This window comes from Nonomuraea sp. NPDC049378, from assembly GCF_055586745.1.
Map to the genome: position 1 here is coordinate 428653 of NZ_JBVJHP010000001.1, position 21178 is coordinate 449830.

The window sequence follows — 21178 nt, forward strand, 5'->3', positions numbered from 1 at the left end:
GGGGTGTCCCGATCCTTCGGGGGCGTCTACGCCGTCCGCGACGTCTCGCTGAGCGTCGCGGACGGCGAAGTCTGCGGCGTCATCGGCCCGAACGGAGCCGGCAAGTCCACGCTGTTCAACCTGATCACCGGCCATCTGGCGGCCGAGCACGGCCGCATCTCCTTCCTCGGGCACCGCGTCGACCGGCTCGCGGCGCACCGGCGGGCCAGGCTCGGCATGTCCATCGTCTTCCAGGCCGCCCGGGTCTTCCGCGGCATGACGGTCAGGGAGAACGTCATGGTGGGGCTGCACGGGCGCACCCGGGCGGGGTTCGTCTCGGCCGCGCTGCGGCTGCCGCGGCACCGGCGCGACGAGCTGGAGATCGCCGCCGAGGCCTCGCACGCCCTCGAACGCGTGGGCCTGGCCGAATGGGCCGACCGCCCCGCCGACCTGCTGCCCATCGGCCAGCAGCGGGCGCTGCAACTCGCCCGCGCCCTGTGCGCCGAACCGAAGCTGCTGCTGCTCGACGAGCCCGCGTCCGGCCTGCGCGGCAACGAGCGCGAACGCCTCGCGGCGCTGATCGAGGAACTGCGGGCGAGCGGCCTGACCATCCTGCTCATCGAGCACGACGTGGCCTTCGTGACCCGGCTCGCCGACCGCGTCGTGGTGCTCGACCTCGGTCAGGTCATCGCCGAAGGCACCCCCGCCGAGGTGCGGGCCGACCCGCTGGTGCTCGCCGCCTACCTCGGACAGGCCTCATGATCGACGTCAAGGACCTGGTGGTCTCGTACGGCACCGCGACCGCGCTCGAACACCTCACCCTCACCGTGCGGCGCGGCGAGATGGTCGCCCTGCTCGGCCCGAACGGCGCCGGCAAGTCGACGCTCGCCAACACCCTCGCCGGCCTGCTCAAACCCTCCTCCGGCACCGTGGAGGCCGGCGGCCGGGTCGCGCTCATCCCCGAGGGCCGCCAGCTCTTCCCCGACCTGACCGTGGCCGACAACCTCGCGCTCGGCGGCTGGCGCTCCGGGCAGCGCGACCCGTCCCTCGTCTACGGCCTGCTGCCCCGGCTCGCCGAGCTCGCCGGCCGGCGGGCGGGCGTGCTGTCCGGCGGAGAGCAGCAGATGGTGGCCTTCGGGCGGGCCATGATGTCGCGGCCCGACGTGCTCGTCGTGGACGAGCTCTCCCTGGGCCTGGCCCCCAACGTGACCGCCGACCTGGCCGCGCACCTCGCCGCGCTCAACACCGAGCAGGGGCTGACCGTGCTGCTCATCGAGCAGAACGCGCGGCTGGCGTTCGAGCTGTGCCGGCGGGCGTACGTGCTGGAGTCGGGGCGGCTGGTGACCGAGGGCGAGTGCGCGGTGCTGGCCGACGACCCGCGCGTGGCCAGCGCGTACCTGGGAGGGGCCATCACATGAGCGCGCCCGGAAAGGCGGTCACATGAGAACGCGCCGGGAGGCGGCCGCATGAGCGCCTTCCTCACCTATCTCCTGAACGGCCTGGCGGTCGGGTGCGCGATCGCGCTCATCGGCAGCGGCCTGGTCGCCATCCACCGGGTCACCGGTGTGGTCAACTTCGCGCAGGGCACGTTCGCCGTCGTCGCGGGGCTGTGCACGTCCTCGCTGCTCGGGTTCGGGTTCCCGCACGGACTGAGCGAGCTGGCCGCCGTGCTGGCCGCGGCGGTCGCGGGCCTGCTGACCGGGCTGGCCGCCATCGGCAAGCGCGGCACCACACCGCTGTCGGCGCTCATCGTCACGCTGGGCGTCGGCGTGCTCGCCTACGCCGTCGAGATCATCCTGTGGGGCGACCAGCCCCGCTCGGCGCCCGGCCTGGCCGGCTCCGTGACCCTGGCGGGCGCGCGCATCCAGACCCAGCACCTGCTCGTCATCGGCGTGACCGCCGCCACGTTCGTGCTGCTCGCGCTCTTCTTCGGCCGCACCTACCTGGGCAAGGCGCTGACGGCCTGCGCCTCCAACCCGTACGCGGCCCGCGTGGTCGGCATCGACGTCAGGAAGATGGGGCTGCTGGCGTTCGCGCTCGGCGGGCTGCTCGGCGGCATCGCCGGGGTGCTGGTGACGCCGCTGCGGCCCATCTCGTTCGACACCGACGTCACGCTCATCGTGAACGGCTTCGCCGCCGCCGTCTTCGGCGCGCTCACCCGGCCCGTCATCACGCTCGTCGGCGCGCTGGTGCTCGGCGTGGCCGAGACCATGGCCGCCGGCTACGGCTACGGCTCCCACCAGCTGGAGGTGGCGCTGGGGCTCATGCTCGTCGTCATGATCGTCCAAGCCAGCCGCCGCTCGGCCATCTCCCTGGAGTCCACATGATCAGGCTGCCGCTGAGAACCGGTGCCGGGCTCCTGATCGCCGCCGTCACGCTCGCCCTCCCCGCGGTGCTCGACGACAGCTCGCTGGCCGTGTACATCCTGCTCGGCCTGGCCGCCATGGTCACGGTCGGGGTGTCGCTGCTCATGGGGTACGCCGGGCAGGTCTCGCTCGGCCAGGGCGCCTTCTACGCCATCGGCGCCTACACCGCCGCCCTGCTCGCCCTGAACGGCGTGCCGCCCCTCGCGGGGCTCGTCGCCGCACCCGTGGTCGCCGCGCTGTCGGCGCTCGTGATCGGCACGCCGCTGCTGCGGCTGCGCGGACACCATCTGGCCTTCGCGACGCTGGCCATGCAGCTCATCCTGCTCTCGCTGGCCGGCCAGCTCGAGTTCACCGGCGGCGACATCGGGTTGCAGGCCATCCCGCCGTTCTCCGTCGGGTCGTTCGAGGCGGCGGACGCGGCCACGTACGCGTACCTGACCTGGGCGGGGGTGGCCCTGGTGATGCTCGTGACGCACAACGTCATCACCTCGCGGCCGGGCCGCGCCCTGCGCGCCCTGGCCACCAGCGAGACCGCGGCCGCCTCCTCGGGGATCCCGGTCGGGCGCTACAAGCTGGTCGTGTTCGCGCTGTCGGCGGCCTTCGCCGGGCTGGCGGGCGGCATCTACTGCTTCTACACCGGCTACGTGGCGCCGGGATCGTTCCCCGTGCTCATCTCCATCCAGTACATCGTCATGGCCGTCGTCGGCGGGCTCGGCACGATCTGGGGCGCCGTCGTCGGAGCGAGCGCGATCACGCTGCTCCTGCAGGTGCTGAACACCCTGGGCGCGCTGCCCGGCATGCCGACGTACGCGCCGAGCGTGCTCTCGTACGCTGTCTACGCCCTCGTCCTCATCGTGGTCGTCCTGTTCCTCCCCCAGGGCCTCCTGCCCGCCGTCGCCGGCCGGCTGCAGGGGAAGCGGCGAAGCACTCCCGTGGAGAGCCGCTGACGCGCGCCGGGCCGGCCGTCGGTAAGGTGGCCCGCGACACGTCGAGGAGGGGTGTGACATGCCGCACGAGTGGCCGGAGTTCCTGCCGGTGGGGGCGGTCCGCTTCGCCCGGCCGACAGCCCGCTTCGAGGACTGCCTGGTCTTCTACCGGGACGTGCTCCAGCTCCCGGTGATCGCCTCGTGGCGGGGGCACACCGGTTACGACGGAGCCGTCTTCGGCCTGCCCGGGACACCCGTCCACCTCGAGCTCACGCAGCACGGCGAGACACCCGAGATCCCGGCCCCGTCCACGGAGAACCAGCTGGTGCTCTACCTGTCCGGCCACGAGGCGGTGGCGGCCGTCGTCGAGCGGCTGGCCGGTCTGGGGCACAGGCCCGCGCCGCTGGACAACCCCTACTGGGCCGAGCGGGGCGCGGTCGCGTACGCCGACCCTGACGGGTGGATGGTCGTGTTCGCGCCATGGATCTTCGGCCAGGACCCCGTGCCCACCGTCGCCTGAGGCTTTCTCTCCCGTCGCCCCCGGGCGACACTGGACGACATGTCCAATATCGCACCCGTTCCCGTGTTGCGCGGTCGCGGCGAGGAGGAACGTGCCCTGCTCCGGTTACTGGACGGCGCCCGCTCGGGTTCCGGCGGGGCGTTGCTGCTGGCGGGAGCGCCGGGAATGGGCAAGACGGCGCTGCTCGACCTGGCCGCCGCGCACGCCGCCCGCGACTTCCGCGTGCTGCGGGTGGCGGGCGTCGAGCCGGAGTCGCGCCTCCCGTACGCGGGGCTGCACGGTCTGTTGCGCCCGGTCGCCGCGCACGCCGCGGCGCTGCCGCAGGCGCAAGGGCGAGCCCTGGCGGAGGCCATGGAGTCCGGGACGCAGGCCGGGCTCGCCCTGCCCGCCGCCGTCCTCGGCCTGCTGTCGGCGGTGGCGACCCGGCGGCCGGTCCTGGCCTGCGTGGACGACGCGCATCTGCTGGACCCGGCCAGCCGGGAGGTGCTCGCCTTCGTGGCGCGGCGGGTGCCGCACGAGCCGGTGGCGCTGCTGTTCACCACGAGAGCGGAAGGGATGGACGGCGTGCCGGTCCGGGTGCTGGGCGGGCTGGACGAGGTGGCCGTGCGGGAGCTGGCCGACGACCTGGCGCCCGGCAGGATCGCCGGCGACCTGCTGGCGGCGCTCGACCAGATCGCCCGCGGCAACCCCCTCGCGCTGGCCGAGCTGATCGGCGGCCTCACCCCGGACCAGTGCGCGGGCCTGGCCGCCCCGCCCACCGCGCTCCCCCGTGGCGGGCGGCTGTGGCACGAGCACGCGGGCCGGCTCGCCGCCCTGCCCGAGGACACCCGGCGGCTCCTGCTGCTGATCGCCGCCGATCCCGGCCTGGACGTGGCGACCCTGATCCGCGCCGCCCGCCCCGGCTGCGCGCTCACCTCGCTGGAACCGGCCGAACGCGCGGGCCTCCTGCACACGGCAGGTGACCGTTACGACTTCGACGATCCGGCGGTACGCGCGGTCGCCTACGACAGTGCTCCGCTCGCCCGCCGCCGCCACGCCCACCGCGTACTGGCGACGCTGCTGGAGGAGCAGCACGCGGAGACTCCCGAGGTCCGGCTGCGGGGGACCTGGCACCGGGCCTGCACGCTCGACGAACCGGCAGGACGGGACACGGAACGGCTGGCCGGCGAGTTGGCCGCGGCGGCGCTGGAGGCCCGGCCATCCGGTGACGGCCGTCCCTGCGGGCCGGAGCCGTACCTCGCGCTCGAACGCGCCGCCGAGCTCACCGGGCACGGTCCGGCCAAGGCCGACCGGCTGGCCGCCGCCGCCAGGCACGCGTGGATCGCGGGACGGCCCCAGGTCGCCCGCGCGCTGCTGGCCAGGCTCCGCTCGCTCACCGCGCCCGACGAGGTACGCGGCCGCGTACAGCTCCTGCACGGCAGCCTGGAACTGCTGCGCGGCGAGACCGGAAGCGCCCGCGAGGAACTGCTGGCCGCCGCGGCCCGCCTGCTGACCAGCCACCGCACGCTGGGCGTGCGCGCGCTCGTCAGGGCCGCCGACGCCAGCTACCGGGCGGGCGACAACCGGGCGTTCATCGCGATCGCCCGCCAGGCCGCCGCGCTGCGCCGCCCCGACGACGCCGCCCCGGCCCAGCTCATGTTCGAGTATCTGGCGGGCATGGCCTCCACGTTCAGCGGCTCGCACCAGGAGGCCGCAGGGCCGCTGCGGCGGGTGGTCGAGCTGGCCGGCTCCGTCCGCGATCCGGCGGTGCTCGTGTGGGCGTGCGTGGCGAGCCTGCTGCTCGGCGAGGACGCCACCGCGCACCGCCTGTCGGCCCGCGCGGTCGAGGCCGCCCGGGTGCGCGGCGCCGCCTCCGCCGTGCCGCAGCTGCTCGAGTACATGATCTACCCGGAGATCTGGATGGGCAGGTACGCCTCCGTCGCGACGACCGCGGCCGAGGGGCTGCGTCTCGCCCAGGACACCGGCCAGCTCAACACGGCGGCCCAGCACCTGGCCTGGCTGGCGATGACGGCGGCCGTCGAAGGCGACAGGGAGACCTGCCGGGTGCGTGCCGACGCCGCGATCGAGCTGGCCGACGCCCACGAGCTGGGCATCGCGGGCGCCATCGGCACCTGGGCGCTGGCCTGCCTCGATCTGGCCGCCGGCCGCCCCGCCGGCGCCGCCGCCCGGCTGCGCGCCGATCGGCGTAACAACCACGTCGTGATCCGCGTCATGGCCACGCCGCACTTCATCGAGGCGTCCGCGCGCACCGGCGACCGCGAACGGGCCGCCGCCGCGCTGCGCGTACTCGATCGCTGGGTCGGCAGCACCCGCAGCCCCGACCTGCGCGCGCTCGTGGCCCGCTGCCGGGCGCTGCTCGCCGCGCCCGGCGAGGCGGACGAGCTGTTCCGCGAGGCGCTCGACCTGCACGGGCAGGGGGTGTGCGAGTTCGAGTCGGCACGCACCCGCCTGCTGTACGGCAGCGCGCTGCGCCGCGACCGCCGCCCGGGCGCCGCCAGGAACCACCTGCACGCGGCGCTGGAGACGTTCGAACGCCACGGCGCCCGCCTGTGGACGGAACAGGCCAGGACCGAGCTGCGCGCGTCCGGCGACCCGGTACGCCTCACCCGGCCGGACACCACGCGGCAGCTCACGGCGCAGCAGATGCGGATCGCGCGCATGGTCGCCGAGGGCGCCACCAACAAGGAGGTGGCCGAGCGGCTCTTCCTGAGCAGGCGCACCGTCGAGCACCACCTCAGGAACATCTTCGACCGGCTCGGCGTCCGCTCCCGCGTCGAACTGGTACGCCTCATGTCCTGATCGGAGACCGGTGATTTCACCGATGCACGGCTGACTCCGCATCCGAACAATGGCGACAGACAGCAGTCACCCCCACTTCGAGCAGGGAGTAAGACGACGTGCAGCTCACCACCCCCCACCGCGGCGCGCGAACGTTGACCAAGCTCGCCCTCACCCTCGCACTCCTCGCCGGCGGCCTCGCCGCCGCTCCCGCCGCCCAGGCGGCCGGCCCGTACGAGCGCGGCCCGGACCCCACGGACGCCTTGCTCGAGGCGAGCCGCGGCCCGTTCTCGACGTCCCAGCGGAGCGTCTCCTCGCTGGTCGGCGGCTTCGGCGGCGGAGAGATCTACTACCCGGACGACACCAGCCAGGGCACGTTCGGGGCGATCGCCATCTCGCCCGGCTACACCGCCAGGTGGTCGAGCCTCGACTGGCTCGGCCCGAGGATCGCCTCGCACGGCTTCGTGGTGATCGGCATCGAGACCAACACCATCTACGACCAGCCCGCCAGCCGGGGCCGCCAGCTCCTCGCGGCCCTCGACTACCTGGTGGAGGACAGCCCGTCGACGGTCCGCGGCCGCATCGACCCGTCCAGGCTGGCCGTGGCCGGCCACTCGATGGGCGGCGGCGGCTCGCTGGAGGCCGCCGACGACCGGTCCTCGCTCCAGGCGGCCGTCCCGATCGCGCCGTGGAACCTGACGAAGAGCTGGTCGGGCGTGCGTGTCCCCACCATGATCATCGGCGGGGAGAGCGACAGCATCGCCCCCGTCTCCAGCCACTCCGAGCGCTTCTACGAGAGCATCCCGTCCTCGTCGGAGAAGGCGTACCTGGAGCTCAACGGCGCGAGCCACTTCTTCCCGCAGATTCCCGACACCACGATGGCCAAGTCGATGGTGGCCTGGCTCAAGCGGTTCGTCGACGACGACACCCGCTACGAGCAGTTCCTGTGCCCGCCGCCCAGCGGGCCCGCCATCGAGGAGTACCGCGACACCTGCCCCAGCTCCTGACCCCTCGCCCGGTGGCGGCCGCCTTCATCGGGGCGGCCGCCACCGGCGTGGTTGGACCCCGTCCGTGGGGGTTTCAGCCGCGGGCTGGTATGCGAAAGACCTGACGGCTGTGCCAGCTGATGTGGTCCTGTTCGACCGGGTCCAGGCCGGGCTGGGATCTCTGGCAGGGCGGCCGGCCAGAGCGAGCACCATGTCCCGGGAAGACCGGGCCAGGTCGGGCCATGTCCTTCCTTGACCCCTGGGCTCGCCTGGAAACACCGAGGAAACAGCTCAGGGCCAAACATGTCGCCATTGAGGGGGACGCGCGGGAGCCGACCGATTCTCCTCGAATTTCAGCGGGACCACCCGATCGAAAGGACCATGAATGCGATACCGACTCACCTCTCTGGGGGCCGCCGTAGCCGTTGCCGGCTCGGTGATCGCCTGCGCCCCGGCGGCGGCATCCGCGCAAGCCGGCGCGGGCGCCCTGGCCGCCCCGCCCAGGCAGTGCGAGCCCGTCAGCTTCTCGGCCGTAAACGACCGAGCTTGCAGCTCCTCGCCGTCGATGGCTTCGACGGTCTGGTCCGCGTTAGGCAGCGTGACTCACTGCCCAGCCCGTTTCACCGCGTGAGGCGATGTTGCGGGCTGCGTTGACGTCGGCGTGCTCAGCGAAGCCGCACGACGTGCAGGAGAAGGTGGCCTGGTCGGGCCGGTTGCGCCGGTCCACGTGCCCGCACTGCGAGCACTGCTGTGAGGTGTAGGACGGATCGACGTAGATGACGGCGACACCGGCCCGGGCCGCCTTGTAGTCGATGAAGCCGCCCAACTGGTGGAAGCTCCACCCATGCAGCGTGACCCGCTGGGGCTTGCGAAGCCGTACCCGCTCGCGGATGCCCTGGAGGTCTTCCAGAGCGATCCCGCGCCCGGTGCGTTCCGCCTCGGTCACGATCTGCTTGGCGATCACATGATTGGTGTCGGCCGCGAAACGGGCCTCCTTGCGGCGACGGCGCTTGAGCAGCCGCTTGGCGGACTTGGTGGCTTTGGCCTGCAACCGGCGGCGCAATGCACGATGCCGGTGCCGCACCGCGTTCAGCCCTTTACCGCTGCGCCGGACGCCGTCGCTGGTGGTGGCGATGTCGGCGATGCCCAGGTCCACGCCCAAGAACCCCTCCGGCGCGGCGGCCGGGACGTCGGGGACCTCGATGGTGGCGTGCAGGAACCACATCCCGTCCCGGCACACCAGATCCGACTCGCCACGGCGGTGGGCGGCCAGCAGGGCCAGGTGCTCCTCTGAGCCGGTGAAGGCCACCCCTTTCAGCCGGCCGACGGTCGTCCAGATCGACACCGTCCGCTGATCGTGCTGCCAGGACAGGCACCGGTCGTCATACGGCTGAGCCGCCAGCGGCCGGAAGGAGACCGGCTTGGCTTCGGCCTTGACCCGGCGCGGGGATCCGGGCCTGCCCAGATTCCCGGCGGCCAGGTTGGCGTGCAGCGTGCGATAGGCGTCGCACACCTTCTTGATCACATGCTGGGCGGCCTGGGCCGCCAGCCCGAACTCCGCCTTGACCTGATCGTAGGCGTGCCTGCGCAGATCGAAGTTACGGAAACAGCGGCGCTGGAACGCCAATGCCGCGACCAGATTCGCCGCCCGGTTGACGGCGTCCAGGGTCGCCTCCAACGCCGCCGCCTGCTGCGGCGTCGGCAGCAGCTTCACCTGCACCACCAGTTTCACAATCGAACACACTATCAAGGTCCACATCACAGCGCGGGGAAACCCGAACCCGATATCCGCGCTGTGCAAGGAGTTTCCAGTCCACATCCGCCGCTATCCGTGGGACAGCCGGCTCTGGTCCCCCTCGTATGTCGCCGCGTCCTGCGGCGGGCCACCCCTGTCGATCACCAAGGAGTACATCGAGAACCAGAAGCGGCCAGGCTGAGCCACCCCCACAGACGGCTGTCAGAGCACCGCTCGGGCCTGGCGGCCCTCCCGCGCTGTCGTTTCCTCCCGGGCGTAAACGCCCGGGGTTCCACGCCAGATCACGCTGAAGAACGGAACCGTCTGCATCACACTGCTCCAGAGCCCGCAGCGCATCAGGGTCACCTACAACAAGACGGGCGGGTCGCCCGTCACCGCACGCGTCGGATACAGGAGCAACCAAACAAGCACCGTCAAATGGGACTCCACGTGGTACACCGTGTTCGCGGGGCGGAGCATAACCAGGACCTGGAACGTCAGTTATCCGTGCGACCGTAAATGGATCGGGGCACTCCAGATCAACGACGGGAGGACCTTCGAGACGGCGGGGGCCAACTGCTGAAGCGGTCAGGCGGGGAGCTTGGCGCGGCGGGGGCGCCGCCGGATCCGGCCGGTACGGGCCGCCCGCCGCAGCAGCACGATCGTGGGCGCCAGGCAGACCAGCAGGGCGAGCAGGCTGGCCTCGGGCCCGAAGGCGCCGCCGGTCAGCGCGGACGGGCCGGAGAGCGTGACGTTCAGCAGGCCGTGGGGTGGCATGTCCGATCCGGAGATCATGACACCGAAGACCCCGGCGTGGGTGAAGTTCCAGGCGAAGTGCAGGCCGATGGGCAGCCACAGCGAGCGGGTGGCGATGTAGGCGGCTGCCGTCATGGCCCCGCCCGTCAGGGCGATCGCGAGCGCGCCCCACAGCGTGGCGTTGACGTTGACCAGGTGTGTCGCACCGAACAGCAGCGTGGATACGACCAGGGCGATCACGCTGCCGACACGTTCCTCCATGATGCGGAACAGGACCCCGCGGAACAGGAGTTCCTCGGCGACGGCGACGCTCGCCATCATGCCCGCGCCGCCGAGGAAGCCGCCGAAGGAACCCCAGGACACGCCCTGCCAGCCGCCGAACACCGCGATCAGCGCCATCAGCACGGTGAACAGGCCGGACCCGAGCAGCGTCCCGCGCAGCAGCTGCGACCCTCTGCCCGCCTTCTCGAGTTCGGGGACGGTCGGGCGGAGCTCGACGATCCGGCAGAGCCGGCGGTAGCAGGCCAGAGCGGCGACGGCCAGGCCGGCCCCCACCGGCAGGGCGAGCACCGGTACGGGCGCGACGAGCTGGTTGATCCCGGCGGTCGCCACCATCACGCCGAACAACGCGACCAGCAGGACGGGAAAGCGGAACGTGCGCAACCGGCGCCGGCCCGTGGAGAGGCCGGCTTGCGAAGGGGGGTTCTCCTGGTGCTCCGTGGATGCCACGACCGCGATCCTCTCGATCAGGTTCCCGCGGCGTTTTCCGCGGTCCCACGGAGGTTAGGGATCTGCGCGGGGCGTTCCATCCCCCTGCGACGAACAATCGCGGTAGCTCTCACGAGGGACGGCGATCTCGCTGCCACGGCCAGGACCGCTGCCGGCGCTCGATGAAGGGCGGCGCGGCCTCATGGGTCGGGCCGGCCGAACACGATCAGGCCGAGGGACGCGAGGGTGAGCAGGCCGAGCTCGGCTCCGGCGAGCACGGAGGCGTCCACACCGCTCACGGGCTCTCCGTCACCGGCCAACCGCGCGTCCACCCCTCCCTCGGGGTCATAGTGCACGCGGACGCGCTGGTTCACCCGCAGGATGAGGTCGGACTTCGTGATCGAAAGGGGGCCCAGGGCGTCGCAGGCCAGCCGGTGGACGTGAATGGCGGAGGCCCCGTTGAAGCCCTCCTCCTCGGTGACGGCCAGGACCCGGCACGTGGTGAACCGGCCGCGCTCGTGCAGCGCCCGCTCGCCGAACGCGGCCGGAACGGTACCGGCGAAGAACAGGGCGACGAGCCCGGCGACGACCATGCCAAGGGGGTGCGCCCCAGCCTTGGCCAGCAGGGCCACCCATCCCCCCGTCACCACGAGAGCAGCCACGACGAACGCCGGCAGCGCCCCTCCCCCTGCGCCGTCCGGCCCGGCGGTGATCGCCCAGGAGATGCCGGACACCGAAGCGGTGAACAACGACAGCAGCCCCACCATCGCGATGCATCTCAGAAGCCGCCGCACGTCTGCCTCCTCCGTCCGCTCACGAAAGAATCGCCCCGGCTGCGCACGATCGCGACACTCCGCACACCGGACAGCAGGCGGCCCTCTACGCCGATATCGCCGGCTGGGCCCGGCTACGGCGTACACACCTCATGACGAGGAACACGGGGAACCTGGCGGCGTCCGGGCGGGTCGCCGCCCACTCCCGGGCGGGCTCGGGCTCGTCCATCTCGTCCAGCCACAGGCCGTGGCGGCGCAACGTGTTGAGGTACGTCGACAGCGTGCGGTGGTTGGCGCCCACCTGGCGGCGCAGGGTCGAGCGCTCGCCGTCGGCCCGCCACCAGCCCTCCGCGTGATAGCCGGCGTCGCCCGGCCAGGAGCCGGAGACGCCCTGCCCACCGGGGAAGCATGGGTGCAGGAGGGAGCAGGCGAACACACCTCCGGGCCGGAGCCCGCGGGCGGCGGTCGCGGCCGCGCCCTCGAGGTCGTCGATGTCGGACAGGCCGAACGCGCACACCACGGCGTCGAACGCTCCCACCCCGGAGGGCTCGATCGCGTCGAGCGTGCCGGGCTCGGTCGCGTCGGCGTGGACGTAGCCGATGCCGAGCGGGCTTTCGCGCTCGGCCTCCCGCGCCCTCTCGACCAGCGCCGACGAGAGGTCGACGCCCACGACAGCGGCCCCGCGGCGGGCGAGTGCGCGGCTGATCCGGCCGTGACCGCAGGCGACGTCCAGCACCCGGCGGCCCGCGAGCAGCCCCAGCAGGTCGAGCAGGCGCACGGACGCGGGGTCGTCGACGTCGTCGGGCCAGCCGGCCGCGTAGAAGCCGGCGACGTCGTCATAGCGGGCGGCCTTCGGCATGACGCCGACCCTACGCGCCGCCGCGGGGCGGGCCGAGAGATGTTCGTCGAGCGCGGAACGGTCTCCCGGCAAAGAATGTGCCACGGCAGCGCATGATTCCGGTGTGCAGCCCGCCGCCGCCTCTGCGGCCGATAGAAAGATCGGCTCCGGGGTCGAGCAGGCACGGCGGTCAACGCGGGGGTAGGAGATGGGCATGGCCCGGGTGGCGGCGGTCATCGCGCTGGCCGCGCTGGGCGGCGGCGCAGCCGCTCCGGCCGTGGCGGGCGGATCAGCGGCGGGCGGACCGGGGGTGGGCGGACCGCCCTGGGCGAGCGAACCACCGTCGGCGAGCCTGCGCATCGGGCAGGCCGCCGTTCCCGACCCGCTGGTCATCGGCGGTCAGGCCGTCTACACGGTGACCGTCACGAACGCGGGCGACACGGCCGCCGAGGCCGTGACCATCACCGGCACCCTCGACGAGCACGTGGCCCCCGGCCCTCTCCCCGACGGCTGCGTCCTCAACGGCCGGACCATCACCTGCGGCGGGCCGGCCCTGACGATCCCGGCGGGCCGGAGCGTGACGCGTGCGTTCCCTGTCGTGATCGACCCCGAACTCTCCGACGGCACGGCGCTGTCCAGCCGGGCCGAGGTCTCCGCGTCGGGCGCGCAGGGCGACTCCGCGCAGTTGGTCACCGAGGCCAGGGCCGCCAGGGCCGACGTCACGATCACCAAGGCGGCGACGCTCACCGCCGGCGGCGCCATCGCCTACGCGGTGACGGTCGTCAACGAGGGGCTCACGCCGGCGACCGGCGTGACGGTGCGCCATCCGGGCGGCGGCGCGACGATCGCCGACCGCCCGCCGGAGTGCCCTGGAGGCGGGCCCGCCCTCGTCTGCCCCCTCGGCACGCTCGCGCCGTCGGAGCGCAGGACGTTCATGTTCACCCTCGCGCCCGGCGAGCCCGGTCTGGTCAGGAACTGCGCCACGGTCAGCGCCGACGGCGACGAGGCGAACACCGCGAACAACCGTTCCTGCACCTCCACCGCCGTGGAACCCGTACGGGCGGCCACCACGGACGGGCCCGCCCCCGACGAGCCGGCCCCTGCCGCTCAGCCGTCGAAGGTCGAGGACGCGGAGCCGAGGCCCGAGCCGCGCGCGGCCGCCCCCGGCGAGCGGGCGGGCCGGCACGAGCACCGATCCGCGGCGCACGGCCGGGCGCCGCGCGCGGAAGGGCTCGAAGACCCGCGACCGCTCCCCATGACCGGCGTGTCGATCTGGGTGCTCGGTCTCGGGACGGCGGTGCTGCTGGCGATCGGCCTGCTCGTACGCTATTTCTCCCGCCGCGACCGGGCCAGCGGGATGCCCTGATTCCAGCCGCTGCGCGGCGCCAGCGCGTCGCGCGTCCACGTCCCGAGCACGAGCAGCGTCTTCGTGCCCGTCACGTCGCCGGCCCTGCGCAGCCTGTCGATGACCTGCTGGAGGTGCCCGAGGTCCCGCACCCGTACGTGGATCAGCGCGTCGGGGTCGCCGGCGATCGTGAAGACCTCCTGCACCTCGGGCACGTCGGTGGCCGTGCGGACGATCTCGCTGACCGGGGTGGTGCCGGGGTAGCGCAGCTCGGTGAACGCCTCGATGCCCCATCCGAGCTTGGCGTAGTCGATCTGCACGGTGAACCCGGTGATCACGCCCAGGTCCCTGAGCCGGTCGACGCGCCGCTTGACGGCGGCGACGGACAGGCCGACCCGCTCGGCCATCTCGGAGAACGTCCTGCGCCCGTCCTCCCGTAGCAGGCGCAGCACCTGGTGGTCGATGTCGTCGACGTCGGGCATGCGAGAACCTTCCCCCTGGGCGCAAACATCTTCGGACATGAGGCATGCTGACGTACATTGTTTGCGTCTTACGCGTGCTTTCTCATCTCATACTTGCGCATCGTGTGCCGCATTGCTGTGCTGGGGATCCCACGTACGAAGCCAGGAGGTCCGCATGAGCCCCAGCGAGACTCCCGCCCCCGTGTCACTCGACGACAAGTACGCGGCGCTCGACGGCCGGGTGCTCATCTCTGGCGTTCAGGCGCTGGTCCGCCTGACGCTGGAGCAGCGCAGGCTCGACCGGGCGCGCGGGCTGGACACGCGGGCGTTCGTGTCCGGTTACCAAGGGTCCCCGCTGGGCGGTGTGGACCTGGAGATGGGGCGGGCGTCGCGGTTCCTGGACGACATGGGCGTGGTGTTCAAGCCGGGCCTGAACGAGGAGCTGGCGGCCACGGCGGTGGCCGGCACGCAGCTGCTGGACCAGGTGCCGGGCCGCCGCCACGAGGGCGTGACGGGCTTCTGGTACGGCAAGAACCCCGGCCTCGACCGGGCCGCCGACGCCATCAGGCACGCCAACACGGCGGGCACGGCCCCGCTCGGCGGCGCGGTGGCCTGGATCGGCGACGACCCCGGCTGCAAGTCGTCCACGCTGCCCAGCACGTGCGAGCCGATGTGCCAGAGCCTGGCCATGCCGCTGCTCGCGCCCGGCTCGATCGCCGAGATCATCGAGTTCGGGCTGCACGCGGTGGCCCTGTCGCGCGCGACCGGGCTCTGGGCCGGGCTGAAGATCGTGGCCGACATCGCCGACGCGTCCGCCACGGTCGACCTCGGCCCGCTGCGCGAGCACATCCCGTTCCCGGACCGCGCCGCCCGCGCGTCGTCCCCGATCCTGCTGGGCGCGGCGGCGCTGGACGCCGAGCACGACCTGCTGACCCGCCGCCTCGATTTGGCCCGCGCCTACGCCCGTACGCACCGCCTGAACCGGGTGATGGCCGGCGAGGGCAACACCGCGCTGGGGATCGTCGCGTCCGGCACGACGTACGCGGTGGTCCTGCGGGCGCTGGCCGACCTGGGCCTCGACCGGTCCGCCCTGGACGACGCCGGGCTGCGGCTGATCCGGCTCGCGATGCCGTTCCCGCTCGACCACGCCGAGCTGGCCGCGATGACGTCCGACCTCGACCGGGTGCTCGTGGTCGAGGACAAGGTGCCGTTCCTGGAGGGGCAGCTCAAGCAGGCCCTGTACGGCCGCGACCGGGTGCCGGCCGTGCTGGGCAGGGAGCTGCTGAGCGCCCGCGGCACCCTGAGCGCCGAGGACGTCGCCAAGGCCCTGGTCGCCTGCCTGGACCCCGGCCGGCTGCCCCGGGCCTCCGTCACCACCGGCCCGGCTGCGAAGAAACCGCGCCCCCTGCTCCCCCTGGTCGCCGCGCGCACGCCGTACTTCTGCTCGGGCTGCCCGCACAACACCTCCACCCGCACCTCCGACGGGACGCTCGTCGGCGTCGGCATCGGCTGCCACGCCATGATCGCGCTGGACGGGCACGGGCGCGGCACCCAGGTCGGCATCACCCAGATGGGCGGCGAGGGCGCCCAGTGGATCGGGCTTGCGCCGTTCACCGAGGACCGGCACTTCGTGCAGAACATCGGCGACGGCACCTTCCACCACTCCGGCTCGCTGGCGATCAGGGCGGCGGTGGCCGCCGGGGTGACGATGACGTACAAGCTGCTCTACAACGACGCCGTCGCCATGACCGGCGGGCAGCGCGCGGAGGGCCGGCTCGACGTGCCCACGCTCACGCGGGAGCTGGCGCTGGAGGGCGTACGCCGCGTCGTGGTCACCACGCCGGAGCCGGAGACGTACCGCGGGGTGCGGCTGGCGCCCATCGCATCCGTACGGCACCGCGACGACCTGCCCGAGGTCGAGAAGGAGCTGGCCGCGCTCGACGGCGTGACCGTGCTCATCCACGACGACCGGTGCGCCGCCGAGGAGCGGCGGCTGCGCAAGCGCGGCAAGCTGCCCACGCCCACCGAGAAGGTCGTGATCAACGAGCGGGTCTGCGAGGGCTGCGGCGACTGCGGCGACGTCTCGACCTGCCTGTCCGTGCAGCCGGTCGAGACCGAGTACGGCCGCAAGACCCGCATCCACCAGGCGTCCTGCAACACCGACCTGAGCTGCCTCAAGGGCGACTGCCCGTCGTTCCTGCTGGTCGAGCCGGGCACCAGGCGGCCGCACCAGGCTCCGGCGCCGCCCGCCGAACCGCCGGAACCCGCCGTCCGGGTGGGCGACGACGTGCTCATCAGGATGCCCGGCATCGGCGGCACCGGCGTCGTCACCGTCTCGCAGATCCTGCAGATGGCGGCGCACCTCGACGGCCTGCACACGGCCGGGCTCGAGCAGACCGGGCTGGCGCAGAAGGGCGGGCCCGTGGTCAGCGACGTGCGGATCTCGCCGCGCCCGCTCGCGGGCTCCGTACGCGCCTCGCACCGCATGGCCGACGTGCTCATCGGGTTCGACCTGCTCGGCGCGGCGGCCGACGCCAACCTCGCCGTGGCCGCGCCCGAACGCACCATCGCCGTGCTGAACACCTCCGTCGTGCCCACCGCCGCCATGGTGACCGGCCGCGCGCCGGTGCCTGGACACGCCGGCGCGGTCGCCCGCGTCGAGCCTGCCGTCAAGGCCGTCGAGTGCGTGGCCGCCCACGAGCTGGCCGACGTCCTGTTCGGCGACCACATGCCGGCCAACCTGCTGCTGCTCGGCGCCGCCTACCAGCTCGGCTGCCTGCCGGTCTCGGCCGCGTCCATCGAGCGGGCCATCACCCTCAACAGGGCCTCCGTCGAGCAGAACCTCGCCGCCTTCCGCTGGGGCCGCACCGCCGTGTCCGACCCCGCCGCGGTGCGCGAGATCACGGCGCCCCCGCCCGTGCCGGAAGGATTCGACGAGGTGGTGGCCGCGCGCGCCGCCGACCTGACCGGCTACCAGAACGCGACGTACGCCCGCACGTACGCCCAGGACGTGCGCCGGGTGCGCGCCGCCGCGGTCCAGCGCGCCGGCAAGCAGGCGGGCACCGAGATCGCCCTCGCCTACGCCCGCGGCCTGCACAAGCTCATGGCCTACAAGGACGAGTACGAGGTCGCCCGCCTCCACCTCGACCCGGCCGAGCAGGAGCGGCGCGAGCGCGAGTTCGGCGCGGACGCCACCGTGTCCGTGCTGCTGCACCCGCCGCTGCTGCGCGCGATGGGCATGAAGCGCAAGATCAGGCTGCGCCGCTCGGCCCCCGTGCTGTTCCGCGGGCTGCGGGCCGCGCGGGTGCTGCGCGGGACGGCGCTCGACGTGTTCGGCCAGGCCGAGGTACGCCGCGTCGAACGCGCGCTCGTCACCGAATATCGTGATCTGGTGCGCGCCGCCCTGTCCCGGCTCACCCCCGGCACGGCCGCCGCCGTCACCGAGATCGCGGGCCTGCCCGACCTGATCCGCGGGTACGAGGACATCAAGCTCGCCCGGGTCGCCGACTTCCGCGAGCGCGCCAGGACCGCCCTGGCGCGGCTGGACGAGCCCGCCCCGACCCAGGAGTGACCGTGACCGTCGACCGCCTGCTTCCCGACCAGGACGCGAAGGACCTCATCGACCTGACGCGCGAGATCGCCGACAAGGAGCTCGCGCGCCGCGTGGACGAGCACGAACGGGCCGAGACCTACCCCGACGGGCTGTTCGCCACGCTGGGCGGCGCGGGGCTGCTCGGGCTGCCGTACCCGGAGGAACTGGGCGGCGGCGGGCAACCGTACGAGGTCTACCTGCAGGTCATCGAGGAGCTGGCGATGCGGTGGGCGGCCGTCGCGGTCGCGACCAGCGTGCACACCCTCGCCTGCTTCCCCGTCCACGCCTACGGCACGCCCGAGCAGCGCGAGCGGTGGCTGCCCGACATGCTGGCGGGACGCGTCGTCGGCGGCTACAGCCTGTCGGAGCCGCAGGCCGGATCCGACGCCGGCGCCCTCGCCTGCAAGGCGGAGCGGGTCGAGACCGGCTACCGGATCACCGGCAACAAGGCGTGGATCACCCACGGCGGCATCGCCGACTTCTACGCCCTGTTCGCCCGCACCGGTGAGGGGTCGCGCGGCGTCTCCTGCTTCCTCGCCCCCGGGACCGCCGAAGGGCTCTCCTTCGGGCGCCCCGAGGAGAAGATGGGCCTGCACGCCGTCCCCACGACCAGCGCCCACTGGGACGGCGCCGTCCTGGACGCCGACCGGCTCATCGGCGAGGAGGGGCAGGGACTGCAGATCGCCTTCAGCGCCCTCGACTCCGGCCGGCTCGGCATCGCCGCCTGCGCCACCGGCCTCGCCCAGGCCGCGCTCGACGAGGCCGTCGCCTACGCCAAGGAGCGGCAGACGTTCGGCAAGCGCATCATCGACCACCAGGGGCTCGGGTTCCTGCTCGCCGACATGGCGGCCGGGGTGGACAGCGCGCGGGCGACGTACCTCGACGCGGCCCGCCGCCGCGACGCGGGGCTGCCGTACGGCCGGCAGGCGAGCGTCGCCAAGCTGGTCGCCACGGACGCGGCGATGAAGGTGACGACGGACGCGGTGCAGGTGTTCGGCGGGTACGGGTACACGCGGGAGTTCAGGGTCGAGCGGTACATGCGCGAGGCCAAGATCATGCAGATCTTCGAGGGCACCAACCAGATCCAGCGAATGGTGATCAGCAGGCACTTGGCCAAGTAGCGTCCGAAATGCGGAGACCCGCTTCCTTGTGAAGGGAGGCGGGATTCGCCAGCTACGCGGCAGTGGTACACCACCCCCTCCGGCGCTGAAGTCGCCAGCAAAGAGATCCATGAGGTTCTACAAGGCAAGCCCCCTCTCATCGAGTTGGGCCACCTGATGTGGCGGATCGAGCACGACAGGGTGATGGATCGGGATGTGAGGGCCCTGGGTAAGGGTCTCAGTGAGGCTCGCCTCAGCTACGGGGGCAGCGAGTACCGCCTGTACTACGCCGTGCTTACAGATGGTGAGCACCTACTGCTCGGCCTCAAGTTTCACAAGAAGGGCAGCAACGGAGCCCAGCAACGGGCCATCGAAACCGCCCGGGATCGGCCAGCCGAATGGCGAAGCAGAATATAAGGTAGACCCGATAAGGGGAGGTAGGCGTGGACCGCGACATCGCCGCACTGCTCGGCATCGATTCAGACGACCCCGAGGTTCAGCGTGAAAGCGCAGCAGTCGAGCGAGACATGCGTCTCATCGAGACCCTGGTCGGAGTGCGCAAGCGACTCGGTCTGACGCAGGCTGACGTGGCCGCGAAGATGGGGCGCAGTCAGCCCGCCGTGTCAGACTTTGAACGGGTTGGCGGAGATCCTCGCATGTCCACGATCCGCCGCTACGCATTCGCGATCGGCGCCGAAGTGTGTCACGTCGTGAAGACACCCGACGTAGTCCCTGACACCACATCGGCCGCTGCCCGCGTCGTTATGCATGGGCCCGCAGGGGTCATTGATGGAGCCCTCACCTGTGGGGCGGGAGCGCTGGAGCTGAAAAGGGCTGCCTCGTGATGGAAGGTTTTCTTGTCCTGAGTGACGCCGCGAGTACTGATGCGGCGACCGGGAAGATCAACGTACTCGGAGCGGGTTGGTCTGTAACAGGGCCCACGGTGCCGATGGCAGCCGTTGTCGGCTTCTTGCGAGCTCCATGGGAGGAAGTGCGACAGAGAATCCGCTTCGTTGTTCGCCTGCAAGACGAGGAGGGACAGCCCGTCCGCCCCTTCACCGACGGAGACGGGGCGCTTTCTTTCAGCGGAGAGTTCGCACCTGACATCGATCAGGCGGAACCCATGGCGAGGCGAGTCCCGTTGAACGTTAGCTTCGCCATCCCCATTCCACCGTTGCCTCTAACCGCTGGCCATGTCTATGAGTGGATCCTGGCGGCGAACGATGTCGAGGTCGCTTCCGTGAGCTTCGTCGTCAGAGCCGAAGCACCTACGAATGGTGCACGACAGGGAAAGACAGATGAGGCTCGCATCTCAGGTTCTAACGTCGGGTAACGGACCGCTGCCGGCATACGCCCTTGGAAGCCGATCAAGGTGTACGAGCGGCGGAGACGTGCCGCTTGACTGCGTAGTCGACAAGATCTGCTCGTCGAGATGATCGGCCCCAAGGGATGGAGCCGTGAGGCACGGGTGGCCTGGCTGGCCTGGACCTGCGTCGTCGCGGGTTTCTTTCTGGTCGATCTCGCCATCGACTACTTCTTCGAGGATCCAGGACAGATCACGGTGATCTACCTGACGATGCGCCCCCTGGCATACGCGGCCTTCTGGCTGGTCGGGGTCCTCGTGATCGAACGGGTCATGCGCTCCAAGTGATCGGACGGCTCACGTGTCGAGCGCGGACCGCTCTTACCCCTGCCCTGTGGCGCGATCAGGGCAAAGACCCCGAAAGGATCAGAGACTGTTGGTGCTCGGTTCCTGTTGACCCCGAATCTGAGTGCATCGAGGGAGGTCTTCGATGCCGCCGCCTTCCGGGATCATGCCCCAGAGGAACGGGACCAGGTAGTGAGGGGCTTCGCCCAGGAGCGCGGCCAGGTCGTCCTCGGCGACGGTGAGGGTGAAGGGTGAGCCCGGTTGCTCCGGGTTCCATCCCTGGTCGCGGGCCCTCCTGATGCATCCGGCGACGAGGACGGGACGGATCGCGATGGTTCGCTCCCCCAGCCAGTTGTCCGGCCGGGCGCAGGGAAGTGACACTATGAGAACGCCTCCCGGATCGTCGGCTCGCTCGACGGCGAAGCGGAGCGGGGTCCAGCCGTTGCCCTGGCAGTAGGTCGGCTTGTGGCGGACCCGCCAGCGGAAGACGGTGCCATCGACGGTGATGAGCCGCGAGCCCTTCTTCGGCATCGCCACGTGCGCCTCCTGCTCGGCTTGTTCCGTCGCTGTTTCGTGGGAGCACCGGAATCAGCGAGAACTGATGTGACTCGCCCGCAAGCGTACGCGCTGCTCGCCGTCCACAGGTGGGAGCGCTTCAGCGGTGCCC

20 protein-coding genes and 1 pseudogene are annotated in these 21178 nt (G+C 72.0%); 14 read left to right on the forward strand and 7 right to left on the reverse strand.

The features are described from left to right. Positions 1-3: 3 nt before the first annotated feature. The 7 genes from ACZ6SA_RS01900 to ACZ6SA_RS01930 all read left to right on the forward strand — a co-directional run bounded on the left by ACZ6SA_RS01900 (position 4) and on the right by ACZ6SA_RS01930 (position 7576). Positions 4-741, forward strand: a complete 738-nt coding sequence (locus ACZ6SA_RS01900; protein ID WP_465826082.1) for an ABC transporter ATP-binding protein — start codon at positions 4-6, stop codon at positions 739-741. Beyond that, a complete protein-coding gene (locus ACZ6SA_RS01905) occupies positions 738-1397 on the forward strand; it encodes an ABC transporter ATP-binding protein (protein ID WP_347641906.1) in 660 nt (219 codons plus the stop codon). Before ACZ6SA_RS01900 ends, ACZ6SA_RS01905 begins: the two co-directional genes overlap by 4 nt. A gap of 48 nt (positions 1398-1445) precedes the next feature. Beyond that, positions 1446-2306, forward strand: a complete 861-nt coding sequence (locus ACZ6SA_RS01910) for a branched-chain amino acid ABC transporter permease (protein ID WP_465826084.1) — start codon at positions 1446-1448, stop codon at positions 2304-2306. Further along, positions 2303-3292 (forward strand): branched-chain amino acid ABC transporter permease, encoded by a 990-nt coding sequence (locus ACZ6SA_RS01915; RefSeq protein WP_465826086.1) that lies wholly within the window; start codon positions 2303-2305, stop codon positions 3290-3292. The genes ACZ6SA_RS01910 and ACZ6SA_RS01915 overlap by 4 nt, the downstream gene beginning before the upstream one ends. Positions 3293-3350: 58 nt before the next feature. Next, positions 3351-3791: a VOC family protein gene (locus tag ACZ6SA_RS01920; protein ID WP_465826088.1), complete on the forward strand. Its 441-nt coding sequence runs from the start codon at positions 3351-3353 to the stop codon at positions 3789-3791. 39 nt (positions 3792-3830) lie between these two features. Then, positions 3831-6590, forward strand: a complete 2760-nt coding sequence (locus ACZ6SA_RS01925; RefSeq protein ID WP_465826090.1) for a helix-turn-helix transcriptional regulator — start codon at positions 3831-3833, stop codon at positions 6588-6590. Positions 6591-6688: 98 nt separating this feature from the next. Beyond that, on the forward strand, positions 6689-7576 hold the full coding sequence (locus ACZ6SA_RS01930; RefSeq protein ID WP_465826092.1) for an alpha/beta hydrolase family protein: 888 nt from the start codon (positions 6689-6691) through the stop codon (positions 7574-7576). Between the two features lie 73 nt (positions 7577-7649). On the opposite strand, the pseudogene ACZ6SA_RS01935 reads toward ACZ6SA_RS01930, so the two are convergent. Beyond that, a pseudogene (locus ACZ6SA_RS01935) lies at positions 7650-7774 on the reverse strand (phosphorothioated DNA-binding restriction endonuclease); the annotation flags it as partial. 370 nt (positions 7775-8144) lie between these two features. Continuing rightward, a complete protein-coding gene (locus tag ACZ6SA_RS01940) occupies positions 8145-9287 on the reverse strand; it encodes an RNA-guided endonuclease InsQ/TnpB family protein (RefSeq protein WP_465826093.1) in 1143 nt (380 codons plus the stop codon). Here ACZ6SA_RS01940 and ACZ6SA_RS01945 point away from each other — a divergent pair. Next, complete coding sequence (locus tag ACZ6SA_RS01945; protein WP_465826094.1) at positions 9208-9492, forward strand: transposase; 285 nt, start codon at positions 9208-9210, stop codon at positions 9490-9492. The two genes, ACZ6SA_RS01940 and ACZ6SA_RS01945, sit on opposite strands and share 80 nt — an antisense overlap. 386 nt (positions 9493-9878) lie before the next feature. Here the strand turns inward: ACZ6SA_RS01945 and ACZ6SA_RS01950 are convergent, their stop codons facing one another. The 3 genes from ACZ6SA_RS01950 to ACZ6SA_RS01960 all read right to left on the reverse strand — a co-directional run bounded on the left by ACZ6SA_RS01950 (position 9879) and on the right by ACZ6SA_RS01960 (position 12386). Continuing rightward, positions 9879-10775 (reverse strand): lysostaphin resistance A-like protein, encoded by an 897-nt coding sequence (locus ACZ6SA_RS01950; RefSeq protein WP_465826096.1) that lies wholly within the window; start codon positions 10773-10775, stop codon positions 9879-9881. A gap of 179 nt (positions 10776-10954) precedes the next feature. Then, on the reverse strand, positions 10955-11548 hold the full coding sequence (locus tag ACZ6SA_RS01955) for a hypothetical protein (protein ID WP_347641900.1): 594 nt from the start codon (positions 11546-11548) through the stop codon (positions 10955-10957). A gap of 85 nt (positions 11549-11633) precedes the next feature. Further along, positions 11634-12386 carry a class I SAM-dependent methyltransferase gene (locus ACZ6SA_RS01960; protein ID WP_465826098.1) on the reverse strand — a complete coding sequence of 251 codons (753 nt, stop codon included), beginning with the start codon at positions 12384-12386 and terminating at the stop codon, positions 11634-11636. A gap of 193 nt (positions 12387-12579) precedes the next feature. Between ACZ6SA_RS01960 and ACZ6SA_RS01965 the strand changes: the two genes are divergently transcribed. Next, a complete protein-coding gene (locus tag ACZ6SA_RS01965; RefSeq protein WP_465826099.1) occupies positions 12580-13731 on the forward strand; it encodes a COG1361 family protein in 1152 nt (383 codons plus the stop codon). On the opposite strand, the gene ACZ6SA_RS01970 is transcribed toward ACZ6SA_RS01965, so the two are convergent. Beyond that, positions 13692-14192: an Lrp/AsnC family transcriptional regulator gene (locus ACZ6SA_RS01970; protein WP_132508840.1), complete on the reverse strand. Its 501-nt coding sequence runs from the start codon at positions 14190-14192 to the stop codon at positions 13692-13694. The two genes, ACZ6SA_RS01965 and ACZ6SA_RS01970, sit on opposite strands and share 40 nt — an antisense overlap. A gap of 154 nt (positions 14193-14346) precedes the next feature. Between ACZ6SA_RS01970 and ACZ6SA_RS01975 the strand changes: the two genes are divergently transcribed. The 5 genes from ACZ6SA_RS01975 (at position 14347) to ACZ6SA_RS01995 (ending at position 20514) form a co-directional block, all read left to right on the forward strand. Further along, a complete protein-coding gene (locus ACZ6SA_RS01975; protein ID WP_465826100.1) occupies positions 14347-17742 on the forward strand; it encodes an indolepyruvate ferredoxin oxidoreductase family protein in 3396 nt (1131 codons plus the stop codon). A gap of 2 nt (positions 17743-17744) precedes the next feature. Next, positions 17745-18884, forward strand: a complete 1140-nt coding sequence (locus tag ACZ6SA_RS01980) for an acyl-CoA dehydrogenase family protein (RefSeq protein ID WP_465826102.1) — start codon at positions 17745-17747, stop codon at positions 18882-18884. 422 nt (positions 18885-19306) lie between these two features. Further along, the gene (locus ACZ6SA_RS01985) at positions 19307-19708 is read left to right on the forward strand and encodes a helix-turn-helix domain-containing protein (protein ID WP_465826103.1); all 402 of its coding nucleotides are present in this window, start codon (positions 19307-19309) and stop codon (positions 19706-19708) included. Continuing rightward, positions 19708-20196, forward strand: coding sequence for a DUF6941 family protein (locus ACZ6SA_RS01990; RefSeq protein WP_465826631.1), 489 nt, complete (start codon positions 19708-19710; stop codon positions 20194-20196). The genes ACZ6SA_RS01985 and ACZ6SA_RS01990 overlap by 1 nt, the downstream gene beginning before the upstream one ends. 99 nt (positions 20197-20295) lie before the next feature. Continuing rightward, positions 20296-20514 carry a hypothetical protein gene (locus tag ACZ6SA_RS01995; RefSeq protein ID WP_347641894.1) on the forward strand — a complete coding sequence of 73 codons (219 nt, stop codon included), beginning with the start codon at positions 20296-20298 and terminating at the stop codon, positions 20512-20514. 78 nt (positions 20515-20592) lie between these two features. Here the strand turns inward: ACZ6SA_RS01995 and ACZ6SA_RS02000 are convergent, their stop codons facing one another. Continuing rightward, positions 20593-21048 carry a hypothetical protein gene (locus ACZ6SA_RS02000; protein WP_465826105.1) on the reverse strand — a complete coding sequence of 152 codons (456 nt, stop codon included), beginning with the start codon at positions 21046-21048 and terminating at the stop codon, positions 20593-20595. Positions 21049-21178: the final 130 nt, after the last annotated feature.

What these genes read in the sequence shown, in the direction of transcription:
- ACZ6SA_RS01915 (WP_465826086.1), top strand. Translation starts at nt 2,303, where the DNA reads ATGATCAGGCTGCCGCTGAGAACCGGTGCCGGGCTCCTGATCGCCGCC.
- ACZ6SA_RS01910 (WP_465826084.1), top strand. Translation starts at nt 1,446, where the DNA reads ATGAGCGCCTTCCTCACCTATCTCCTGAACGGCCTGGCGGTCGGGTGC.
- ACZ6SA_RS01905 (WP_347641906.1), top strand. Translation starts at nt 738, where the DNA reads ATGATCGACGTCAAGGACCTGGTGGTCTCGTACGGCACCGCGACCGCG.
- ACZ6SA_RS01965 (WP_465826099.1), top strand. Translation starts at nt 12,580, where the DNA reads ATGGCCCGGGTGGCGGCGGTCATCGCGCTGGCCGCGCTGGGCGGCGGC.
- ACZ6SA_RS01970 (WP_132508840.1), bottom strand. Translation starts at nt 14,192, where the DNA reads ATGCCCGACGTCGACGACATCGACCACCAGGTGCTGCGCCTGCTACGG.
- ACZ6SA_RS01925 (WP_465826090.1), top strand. Translation starts at nt 3,831, where the DNA reads ATGTCCAATATCGCACCCGTTCCCGTGTTGCGCGGTCGCGGCGAGGAG.
- ACZ6SA_RS01990 (WP_465826631.1), top strand. Translation starts at nt 19,708, where the DNA reads ATGGAAGGTTTTCTTGTCCTGAGTGACGCCGCGAGTACTGATGCGGCG.
- ACZ6SA_RS01920 (WP_465826088.1), top strand. Translation starts at nt 3,351, where the DNA reads ATGCCGCACGAGTGGCCGGAGTTCCTGCCGGTGGGGGCGGTCCGCTTC.
- ACZ6SA_RS01975 (WP_465826100.1), top strand. Translation starts at nt 14,347, where the DNA reads ATGAGCCCCAGCGAGACTCCCGCCCCCGTGTCACTCGACGACAAGTAC.
- ACZ6SA_RS01995 (WP_347641894.1), top strand. Translation starts at nt 20,296, where the DNA reads ATGATCGGCCCCAAGGGATGGAGCCGTGAGGCACGGGTGGCCTGGCTG.
- ACZ6SA_RS01960 (WP_465826098.1), bottom strand. Translation starts at nt 12,386, where the DNA reads ATGCCGAAGGCCGCCCGCTATGACGACGTCGCCGGCTTCTACGCGGCC.